The organism is Streptomyces sp. NPDC060209, from assembly GCF_042728155.1.
Taxonomy (GTDB): domain Bacteria; phylum Actinomycetota; class Actinomycetes; order Streptomycetales; family Streptomycetaceae; genus Streptomyces.
In genome coordinates this window covers 1-9,302 of sequence record NZ_JBHWZS010000334.1, presented here as the reverse complement: position 1 = coordinate 9,302, position 9,302 = coordinate 1, and the positions used below count along the sequence as shown (strand labels likewise).

General features: G+C 71.5%; 9 protein-coding genes. 5 read left to right on the top strand and 4 right to left on the bottom strand.

Features of this window, described 5'->3' with window-relative positions:
* The coding region (locus ACFWFI_RS37165; protein WP_387399260.1) for a GntR family transcriptional regulator at nt 1-743 on the bottom strand (743 nt) is incomplete at its 3' end.
* A 144-nt stretch (nt 744-887) separates the two neighbouring features.
* Between ACFWFI_RS37165 and ACFWFI_RS37160 the strand changes: the two genes are divergently transcribed.
* Both ACFWFI_RS37160 and ACFWFI_RS37155 read left to right on the top strand, forming a co-directional pair.
* The gene (locus tag ACFWFI_RS37160; RefSeq protein WP_387399257.1) at nt 888-1,736 is read left to right on the top strand and encodes a (2Fe-2S)-binding protein; all 849 of its coding nucleotides are present in this window, start codon (nt 888-890) and stop codon (nt 1,734-1,736) included.
* A gap of 203 nt (nt 1,737-1,939) precedes the next feature.
* On the top strand, nt 1,940-3,025 hold the full coding sequence (locus tag ACFWFI_RS37155) for a DUF2637 domain-containing protein (RefSeq protein ID WP_387399255.1): 1,086 nt from the start codon (nt 1,940-1,942) through the stop codon (nt 3,023-3,025).
* Nucleotides 3,026-3,028: 3 nt separating this feature from the next.
* Here the strand turns inward: ACFWFI_RS37155 and ACFWFI_RS37150 are convergent, their stop codons facing one another.
* A complete protein-coding gene (locus ACFWFI_RS37150; protein WP_387399252.1) occupies nt 3,029-3,439 on the bottom strand; it encodes an ATP-binding protein in 411 nt (136 codons plus the stop codon).
* 251 nt (nt 3,440-3,690) lie between these two features.
* Between ACFWFI_RS37150 and ACFWFI_RS37145 the strand changes: the two genes are divergently transcribed.
* Nucleotides 3,691-4,089, top strand: coding sequence for a guanyl-specific ribonuclease (locus ACFWFI_RS37145; protein ID WP_387399249.1), 399 nt, complete (start codon nt 3,691-3,693; stop codon nt 4,087-4,089).
* Nucleotides 4,090-4,236: 147 nt separating this feature from the next.
* Here the strand turns inward: ACFWFI_RS37145 and ACFWFI_RS37140 are convergent, their stop codons facing one another.
* Both ACFWFI_RS37140 and ACFWFI_RS37135 read right to left on the bottom strand, forming a co-directional pair.
* A complete protein-coding gene (locus tag ACFWFI_RS37140; protein WP_387399247.1) occupies nt 4,237-5,979 on the bottom strand; it encodes a pyruvate dehydrogenase in 1,743 nt (580 codons plus the stop codon).
* 80 nt (nt 5,980-6,059) lie between these two features.
* Nucleotides 6,060-7,409: a protein phosphatase 2C domain-containing protein gene (locus ACFWFI_RS37135; RefSeq protein WP_387399245.1), complete on the bottom strand. Its 1,350-nt coding sequence runs from the start codon at nt 7,407-7,409 to the stop codon at nt 6,060-6,062.
* A gap of 309 nt (nt 7,410-7,718) precedes the next feature.
* On the opposite strand from ACFWFI_RS37135, the gene ACFWFI_RS37130 reads away from it, so the two are divergent.
* Both ACFWFI_RS37130 and ACFWFI_RS37125 read left to right on the top strand, forming a co-directional pair.
* Complete coding sequence (locus tag ACFWFI_RS37130) at nt 7,719-8,705, top strand: helix-turn-helix domain-containing protein (RefSeq protein ID WP_387399243.1); 987 nt, start codon at nt 7,719-7,721, stop codon at nt 8,703-8,705.
* Between the two features lie 78 nt (nt 8,706-8,783).
* Nucleotides 8,784-9,266, top strand: coding sequence for a DUF456 domain-containing protein (locus ACFWFI_RS37125; protein WP_387399241.1), 483 nt, complete (start codon nt 8,784-8,786; stop codon nt 9,264-9,266).
* The last annotated feature ends 36 nt before the right edge of the window (nt 9,267-9,302 follow it).

Genomic DNA, 9,302 nt, shown 5'->3' with positions numbered 1-9,302 from the left:
ACCTCCGCGCCGTTGAAGTGTTCGCGTACGAGGGACTGCACCACCGTGAGGTCCCGGGCGACGAGCGCGTCCAGCAGAGCGGTGTGCTCGGAGGCATCGGCGAGCAGGTCGGCCCGGCGGCCGGCGGGGCTGTTGACCAGGGGCCACTGGGACCGGCGGTGGAGGTCGTCGGCGACCGACACGAGCTGCTGGTTGCCGGACAGCGCGAGCACGGCGCGGTGGAAGGCCCGGTCGCTCTCCGCGTAGGCCGCCCGGTCACCGACGGCGGCCGCCGCGACCGTGGCGTCGGCCAGCGGACGCAGCGCGCACCAGCCGGCCGCCGGGACGGTGCGGGCGAGCCGCAGCATGACCGGGACCTCGATCAGGGCGCGCACCTCGGCGAGCTCCGCCAGCTCGCGGGGGCCCCTCTCGCTGACCCGGAAGCCGCGGTTCGGCACCACCTCGACGGCACCCTCGACGGCCAGCTGCTGCATCGCCTCGCGCACCGGGGTGGCGGACACACCGAAGCGGGCGCCGAGCGCCGGGGCGGAGTAGACCTCCCCCGGAGCCAGCTCGCCGCCGACGAGCGCGGCGCGCAGGGCGTCCAGTATCTGGCCGCGTACGGAGTGCCGCTGGATCACGCGGGGTGCGGGCGGCTCGCTGTGGGTGTGTTCGCCGCGCACCTGTTCGGGCACGCGGACGTCCTGCGGGGTACCCGCGGACGCGTACGGCCGCGCGTTCTCACGCGCTCTGCCCTGCTCCACGGGAACCTCCTCGGACTGGAGGGCCGGCTCGCGTGCGCCGGGCCCCCTGTGCACGATAGGCGGAGAGGGCCTCAGTTCAAACACCGATCACTTCGGGTAAGGTAAGGCTTACCTGCAAAAAGATCGTGATTCGGTGGTCCCTGAATGACCGTGCCCGCTCTGCTCGCCGCCACCGCCCCGTCCCCGCTGACGGCGGCGTACGCACGTCTGGCCGAGGTCTTTCCGGGACTGCGCGCCGAGGTGCTCACCGATGACGTCGCGGCACCCTCGGGCAGCGGATGGGTCGGTGCCGCCGAGCTGGCCGCGGGCGGTGCGGTGCTGGACGACTTCCTGGCCTGGGACGAGGCGCAGGTGCTGCGGGACTACGGCACACAGGCCCGCCCCGACGTGGTGGCGAGCTTCGGACTGCACCGCTACGCCTGGCCTGCCTGCCTCCTCGTGACCCTGCCGTGGTTCACACACCGCCGCGTGCCGCGGATCCCCGTCGCGGATGTCAGTTTCCACCGGGGCCTGGGCCATCTGACCCTCCGCGTCAGCGAGTTCGCCTGCCTGCCCGACGACCCGGCGGCCGGGCTGCCGGGCGCCCGGGTCGTCCCGGACGAGGCGGCTCTGCGGGCCGAGGTCCTCGACTCCGTGGCGCAGCACATCGGCCCGGTGCTGGACGGCTTCCGGCCGCGCATGCGGCGCGGGAAGCGGGCCCTGTGGGGCATGGCGACGGACGAGATCGTCGAGGGTCTCTGGTACGTCGCCCATCTGCTCGGCGAGGAGGGCCGCGCGATGAGGGAACTGGAGCTGCTGCTGCCGGGCACCACCAAGCCCTACGTGGGCACGGCCGGCTTCCGTGAACTGACCGGCCCGGACGGCGAATCGCTCCCGACTCGCGACCGCGCGAGCTGCTGCCTCTTCTACACCCTGCGGCCCGAGGACACGTGCGTCACCTGCCCGCGCACCTGCGACGCCGACCGCGTCCGGAAGCTGACGCCCACCCCCTGAGCCGACGGCGGCTCACACCACCCGGGCGGGCGACCATAATTCGAACTCAACTCAGCCTCCACGTACGGACATTCGAATAGATTCCGTCCAACGATGGGCCCGGCCGACCCAATGGCGTTCACTTGCCCCGAAACCCCCTGAGCGCGGCGGTATTTCCGTCACGATGGCGCCCGAAACGCCCTACGTGACGCAAGGGACCGTGCATGAGACTGACCGACATATCGCTTGACTGGCTGCTTCCGGGCGCCGTGCTGCTCGTGGGGGTCATGGCGGCGGTGACGGTGGTCGCGCGCGGCAAGCGCGCCGCTGAGAAGGCCGCGGCCGACGACAGCTGGGAACGCAGCGAGGAGCGCCGCAGGCGCAAGGAGGCGCTCTACGCCACCGCCTCGTACGTCCTGCTGTTCTGCTGTGCCGCGGTCGCCGCCGCCCTCTCCTTCCACGGGCTCGTCGGCTTCGGCCGGCAAAACCTCAGCCTCACCGGGGGCTGGGAGTACCTCGTCCCCTTCGGCCTCGACGGGGCCGCGATGTTCTGTTCGGTGCTCGCGGTACGCGAGGCCAGCCATGGTGACGCGGCGCTGGGCTCGCGGCTGCTGGTGTGGACGTTCGCGGGTGCGGCCGCCTGGTTCAACTGGGTGCACGCACCGCGCGGCATGGACCACGCGGGCGCCCCGCACTTCTTCGCGGGTATGTCCCTCTCGGCGGCGGTGCTGTTCGACCGCGCGCTGAAGCAGACCCGTCGTGCGGCGCTGCGCGAGCAGGGCCTCGTGCCCCGCCCGCTGCCGCAGATCCGGATCGTCCGGTGGCTGCGCGCCCCCAGGGAGACCTTCGGCGCCTGGTCGCTGATGCTCCTCGAGGGCGTACGCACCCTGGACGAGGCGGTGGACGAGGTACGCGAGGACCGCCGGGAGAAGGAACAGGACCGGCACCGCAGAAGGGACCAGGCGAAGCTGGACCGGGCGCAGATCAAGGCCCTGAACCGGCAGAACCGGGCCTGGGGACGCGGCGGCCGGAACGGTCGCCAGGTGGACGTCCAGGCCATCGCCCCGGCACCGGGCGGCGGCCCACCGGCCGTCGCGGAGCCCGCCATAACAGAGCCGGGACAACTGCCACTGCGCCCCCGGCCATCCCTGCAAGCCGTGAACGGCTCGAACTCCAGGAGTACTTCGGCACAGACCACGAGCGGTGATCCCGCGACCGTCGACCTCACCGCCGAGGACGACACCCAGGCCCTGCCCCGGCTCGATTCGCTGGAGCAGAAACTGAAGGACCTGGAGCAGCAGTTCGGCTGAGTGTCAGGACTTCCCGGCGTTCAGCTCGAACCAGACCACCTTGCCCAGCGCCTGCGTCGCGACTCCCCAGGAGTCCGCCAGGCTCTGGACGAGGAGCAGTCCCCTGCCGTGCGTACCGTCGTCGGCGTTCGGTACGTACGGCGCGGGTTCCTGTCCGGTCACGAAGTCGCGCACCTCCACCCGCAACCGCGCGGGCCCGGAGGTCACCGTGACCACGGCGCCGTTCCTCGTGTGGATGAGCGCGTTCGTCACCAGTTCGCTGAGCAGGAGCTCCGCCACCTCGGTCTCCTCCGGCTGCCGGCGATAGCGCAGGAACTCCCGCAGTGCGGCGCGTATCTCCCCCACGGCCGACAGATCGGCATGCCCGAGTCTGCGGTGCAGCCGCACCGGCGGGCTCTCCTGTCGTTTCGTCATGTCCCCCGAACGCACGCTGAATCGGCCTCCCTTGATTCCGTTTCATGACGTCATGTGTCGAACGCCTTCACGGGATGCATGCCCCCACAGCCAAGTGGCCACGCGTCTCCAGGCGTCAACATATGAACGCGCGACCGCGCAACCCCCGACGGACGACCGGCTCGTTACATTTCCGTACCCACGGTTAACTTCCCAAAAATTCACATGTGTTGGCGTTGACGGATGGGGATCTACGCGCGTCATCATGGGGTATGCGAATCCCCCCACGGATCACCACGCTCGGCGGCGCAGCCGCCCTCCTGTCCGTCCTCCTCGTCGGCGGACCGGTCACCGCATCGGCCGCGACTGCTCCCTCGACCGCCGCTGTCGGCAGCGTCTGTTACTCCGCGCTGCCGTCCCAGGCCCACGACACACTCGACCTCATCGAGACGGACGGTCCGTTCCCCTACGAGCAGGACGGCACCGTCTTCCAGAACCGGGAAGCACTGCTGCCGAGCCAGGGCACGGGCTACTACCACGAGTACACGGTCATCACCCCGGGCTCCTCGGACCGCGGGGCCCGACGGATCGTCACGGGCGAGGAGACCGAGGAGGACTACTACACCGCGGACCACTACGAGTCCTTCGACCTGGTCGACCACGACTGCTGAGCCGCACTCCCCCGGTCCGGTCCGCGCCGTAGTCCCCCACCTGCGGCGCGGACCATCGGACCGGCACCGGGAGAGATCGCTCGTACCCTCCGCCCTCGACCGTGACCTGTGTGATCGACGGCCCCGTACCGCCCGCCGTGGCCCCGCTCAGGGCCGCGGGACGTTGCGGAGGTTGGAGCGGGCCATCTGGAGCATCCTGCCGACCCCGCCGTCCAGGACCATCTTGCTGGCGGAGAGCGCGAAGCCGGTGACCATGTCGGCACTGATCTTCGGCGGGATGGAGAGGGCGTTCGGGTCGGTGACCACGTCGACGAGTGCGGGCCCCTTGTGCTTGAAGGCGTCCTTGAGCGCACCCTCCAGCTGCTTGGGCTTCTCCACCCGCACCCCGTAGGCACCCGCGGCCCGCGCGATCGCCGCGAAGTCGGGGTTCTTGTTGGTCGTACCGAACGAGGGCAGCCCCGCCACCAGCATCTCCAGCTCGACCATGCCGAGCGAGGAGTTGTTGAACAGGACGACCTTCACCGGCAGGTTGTACTGGACCAGCGTGAGGAAGTCGCCCATCAGCATGGTGAATCCGCCGTCGCCTGACATCGAGACGACCTGTCGGTTCCGGTCGGTGAACTGGGCCCCGATGGCCTGCGGCAGCGCGTTGGCCATCGAGCCGTGGCTGAACGAACCGATCACCCTGCGCCTGCCGTTGGGCGTGAGATAGCGGGCCGCCCACACATTGCACATGCCGGTGTCGACGGTGAACACGGCGTCCTTGTCCGCGATTTCGTCGAGGACGGAGGCGACGTACTCCGGATGGATCGGTACGTGCTTCTCGACCTTGCGGGTGTACGCCTTGACCACGCCTTCGAGCGCGTCGGCGTGCTTCTTCAGCATCCGGTCGAGGAATTTGCGGTCGGTCTTGACCTTCACGCGCGGGGTCAGGGCGCGCAGTGTCTCGCGCACGTCACCCCAGACGGCCAGATCGAGCTTGGACCGCCGGCCCAGGTGCTCGGGGCGCACGTCGACCTGGACGATCTTCACGTCGGTCGGGAGGAACGCGTTGTACGGGAAGTCGGTGCCCAGCAGGATCAGCAGATCGCACTCGTTGGTGGCCTCGTAGGCGGCTCCGTAGCCCAGCAGCCCGCTCATGCCCACGTCGTACGGGTTGTCGTACTGGATCCATTCCTTGCCGCGCAGCGCGTGGCCGACAGGGGCCTTCACACGCTCGGCGAACTCCATGACCTCGGCGTGTGCGCCCGCCGTGCCGCTTCCGCAGAACAGCGTCACCCGTTTGGCCTCGTCGATCATCCTGCAGAGCTTCTCGATCTCCTCGTCACCGGGCTTCACCGAGGGCCGCGAGGTGACCAGGGCGTGCTCGATCGACTTCTCCGGAGCCGGCTGCGAGGCGATGTCACCGGGCATCGAGACGACACTGACGCCGCCGCGGCCGATGGCGTGCTGGATCGCCGTCTGGAGCAGCCGCGGCATCTGCTGCGGGTTGGAGATCATCTCGTTGTAGTGGCTGCACTCCTGGAAGAGCAGCTCGGGATGGGTCTCCTGGAAGTAGCCGAGGCCGATCTCGCTCGACGGGATGTGCGAGGCGAGGGCCAGCACGGGGGCCATCGAACGGTGTGCGTCGTAGAGGCCGTTGATGAGGTGCAGATTGCCAGGACCGCAGGATCCGGCGCAGGCGGCCAGAGTGCCGGTGATCTGGGCCTCGGCACCGGCGGCGAACGCGGCGGTCTCCTCGTGCCTGACCTGGACCCACTCGACGGCGGCGTTCCGCCGGACTGCGTCGACGACGGGGTTGAGGCTGTCACCGACGACGCCGTACAGCCGCTTGACCCCCGCCCGCACGAGAATGTCGACGAACTGTTCCGACACGTTCTGCTTGGCCATGGGTGCGCACCCTCTCTGTGTGTGCTCCGTGCACATGCGGCTGCCCCGCTACGGAGTCCATCAACCCATGGCCTGCCCGGTTACGCCTCCCAGACCGCGGCGCTCGTGCGGTCGTCCGCGTACCCCTTCGTCCTGAGCTGGGTGTCGGCCAGATAGGCGGGCAGGCCGGGCGGGCCGTCGGCGGCCCAGCGCCGCGCCAGCTCCTCGGCGAGCGCCGGCTCTCCGCGCATCGGTTCGGCCAGGCCGTTTCCGCAGAGCAGCAGCGTGTCCCCGGGGCGGGCGACGGAGGCGCGGAAGCGGAACGGCTCCGCAGGCGGTGGCGGTGTGTTCCCGGCGTACGGGGACGGGGGTGTGGTGATCTGCAGATCCATCGTCAGCCGGTCCCCGTCGGGGCCCTCCTCGCTCGCCGCCCCACCGGTCGCGGGGAGCGCGGGGTCGAGGTCCTGCCAGGCTCCGTCGCGAAGGCGGAAGAGGCCGCCCGGTCCGATGCCGAAGAAGACCCTGGTGCGGCACTCCGGGTCGGCGGACAGCAGCAGACAGCGCAGACCGGCGCTGTAGGCGAACGATTCGAGGCCGAGCTCGGCAGCGCGGGCGCGCAGTTTGCCGTAGGTGCGGTCGGTGAGTCGGTGCAGCCCCGACTTGAGGTCGCCCCTGCGTCCCGCCCTTATGTCGTCGGAGAGCCGGGCATGACTGCGGGCGACGGCTCCGCCGATCCAGCGACAGGCGTCGGCAGCGGCGAGATGCGCCTGTCCCGCGCCCCGGGCGCCGCCGGCCACCGCGACCAGGACCAGGGCGCTGTCCCCGGCGCCGAAGCGTGCGGTGAGCAGGGCGTCGCGACGGGGTTCCCCGCGGAAGCGCGCCGAGTCCCCGCGCACGGACGCGGCCCGCAGGGTGTACGTCCCGTACCGGGCACCGTCGAGCACCGTGTCGGGGACGAGGGCGTCGAGGTCGTCGGGGCCGGACACCGGCAGCGCGGCGGGTTCGGCGTCATAGGTGGGGGGCCGGTCCCCGATGTGGCCCACGACAGGGCGCACCGGCGGCTCACGCACTGCCGGGGGCTCCGGCGGGACCGGTACGGCAGGCGGCTCGGGGGCCGGAGGTGCGGCCGGGGGCCGTACGGCGAAGGTCCGAGGCCGAGGGGGCCCGGCAGGCGCCTCCCACGGGGCGCGCCCGACCGCGACGGTGGGCGGGAGCGTCGGCTCCGGTGCGGGCTCCGCCTCGGGTAGGCGCGGGTCGGGCAGCGGCACCACCGTGACCGGATGGTCCACCCGGGCCTCCTCCGGGCCGCCCACGGCATCCGACGCCGAGTCGAACCGGTCGTCGAGACTGTCGGCCGCGCTGCTCGGCCCGGTGTCCGGCGCGGTCTCGTCGTACAGCGCGCGCCACCAGTCGTCCTCGTGGGCGGCGGGCTTCTCCCCCTGCTGGCTCATGCCCATATTGTCGACCGCTCGGGGCGCACGAAAACGGGTCATCCGGAAATCCGGCCCGGAACCGGTATCCGTGCGAGACCCGCCGGACGTCCCCACCCCCCACGGGAAGGTCGCCCGGCGGGCCGGTCTGTGTGATCAGCCCACCGCCCGTGGGGCGGCCGTTGCTGCGGTGGCGCCAGATTGTCAGAGAGACCCGTGCTACGGGGCATGATGGGCCCGGCGGGTTTACGCCGTGGCCGTTTCCCGCCACGGCGCGTCCCGCCCGACGGGCGCGGGAACGCGCGAGCACGGATCCGGGGAGGGCCGAGGATGCTGTCAGCGATAGGTCTCGACGAGAGACAGGAAGCGGCCTACCGGGCACTGGTCGCGGCGGGCGCCGCGGAGCTCTCCGACCTCGCGCGCCGGCTGGCCCTGCCGGAGGCGGACACCGAGCGCGCGCTGCGCCGGCTGGAACAGCAAGGTCTCGTGGCCCAGTCGTCCTCACGGGCGGACCGCTGGGTCGCCGCGCCGCCCGGGGTCGCGCTCGGCGCGCTGCTGACCCAGCAACGCCATGAGCTCGAACAGGCGGAGCTGGCGTCCGCCCTGCTCGCCGAGGACTACCGGGCCCAGGCGGCGGAGCCCGCGGTGCACGACCTGGTGGAGGTGGTGACGGGCGCGAGCGCGGTGGCCCACCGGTTCCATCAACTGCAGCTCGGCGCCACGTCCGAGGTCTGCGCGCTGGTCACGGGGAAGCCGATCGCGGTCACCGGGATGGAGAACGAGTCCGAGGAACGGGCGGCGATGCGGGGCGTGTCCTACCGCGTGGTCGTCGAGCGCGACGTGCTCTCGCTGCCGTCCGGGATCGTGGAGCTGTCGGCGGCGCTGAGCCGGGACGAGCAGTGCCGGGTGGTCGACCGGGTGCCGACGAAGCTGGTGGTCGCCGACGCCGCGCTGGCCATGGTGCCGCTGACCGGGCGGGGAGCGGAGCCGGCCGCCCTGGTGATCCACGCCAGCGGGCTGCTGGAGTCCCTGATGGGCCTCTTCGAGGCGGTGTGGCGGGACGCGATGCCGTTGCGGCTCGGCGGGAGCGGGGTCAGCGAGGAGAACGGTCCGGGTGCGGATCCGACCGACCTGGAGATCCTCTCCCTGCTGCTGGCCGGCCTGACGGACGCGAGCGTGGCGAAGCAGCTGGACCTGGGCCTGCGGACGGTACAGCGACGGGTGAAGGGACTCATGGAGCTCACCGGGGTCACCACCCGGCTGCAGCTCGGCTGGCACGCGTACGAACGTGGCTGGGTGGCCCGCGCCCCGCGCTGAACGCCCCGCCCGGGGCTTCGCCCGCTGATGGAGCCGCGCTGACGGGCGGGACCCGGCGGACTCCGGCACGCTGGTCGAATGAGTGCGTGGCAGCTCGTTGCCGTCGGGGCGGTGATGCTGCTCGGCCTGGTCGGCGTCCTGGTGCCGGGTGTGCCCGGGCAGGCGATCGTCTGGGCCGCGGTGCTGTGGTGGGCACTCACGGACCCGACTCCGGTCGCCTGGGGCGTGCTGATCGGCGCGACGTGCCTGCTGCTGCTGAACCAGGCCCTGAAGGCGCTGATGCCCTCGCGTCGTCCCCGCGAGTCGGGGGCGCCGCGCAAGACGCTGATGGCCGGTGGGATCGCGGCGATCGCCGGGTTCTTCGTGATCCCGGTGGTGGGCGGGATCCTGGGATACGTGGGCGCGATCTACGGCGCCGAACGCCTGCGCCTCGGCAGCCGGGCGGCCGGCTGGACCTCACTCAGGTCCGTGATGCGGGCGACGGGATACTCGGTGCTCGTGGAGCTCTTCTGCTGCCTCCTGGCGGTGGGGGCTTGGCTGGGAGCCGTCATCTGGGGCTGATGGGGCCGAGGACCCCGGGGTGTCCGGGCGGTGGAC

Coding starts and splice junctions, on each gene's coding strand:
- ACFWFI_RS37135 (WP_387399245.1), bottom strand. CDS start 7,409: ATGAGCCAGCAGGGGGAGAAGCCCGCCGCCCACGAGGACGACTGGTGG.
- ACFWFI_RS37160 (WP_387399257.1), top strand. CDS start 888: ATGACCGTGCCCGCTCTGCTCGCCGCCACCGCCCCGTCCCCGCTGACG.
- ACFWFI_RS37150 (WP_387399252.1), bottom strand. CDS start 3,439: ATGACGAAACGACAGGAGAGCCCGCCGGTGCGGCTGCACCGCAGACTC.
- ACFWFI_RS37130 (WP_387399243.1), top strand. CDS start 7,719: ATGCTGTCAGCGATAGGTCTCGACGAGAGACAGGAAGCGGCCTACCGG.
- ACFWFI_RS37140 (WP_387399247.1), bottom strand. CDS start 5,979: ATGGCCAAGCAGAACGTGTCGGAACAGTTCGTCGACATTCTCGTGCGG.
- ACFWFI_RS37125 (WP_387399241.1), top strand. CDS start 8,784: ATGAGTGCGTGGCAGCTCGTTGCCGTCGGGGCGGTGATGCTGCTCGGC.
- ACFWFI_RS37145 (WP_387399249.1), top strand. CDS start 3,691: ATGCGAATCCCCCCACGGATCACCACGCTCGGCGGCGCAGCCGCCCTC.
- ACFWFI_RS37155 (WP_387399255.1), top strand. CDS start 1,940: ATGAGACTGACCGACATATCGCTTGACTGGCTGCTTCCGGGCGCCGTG.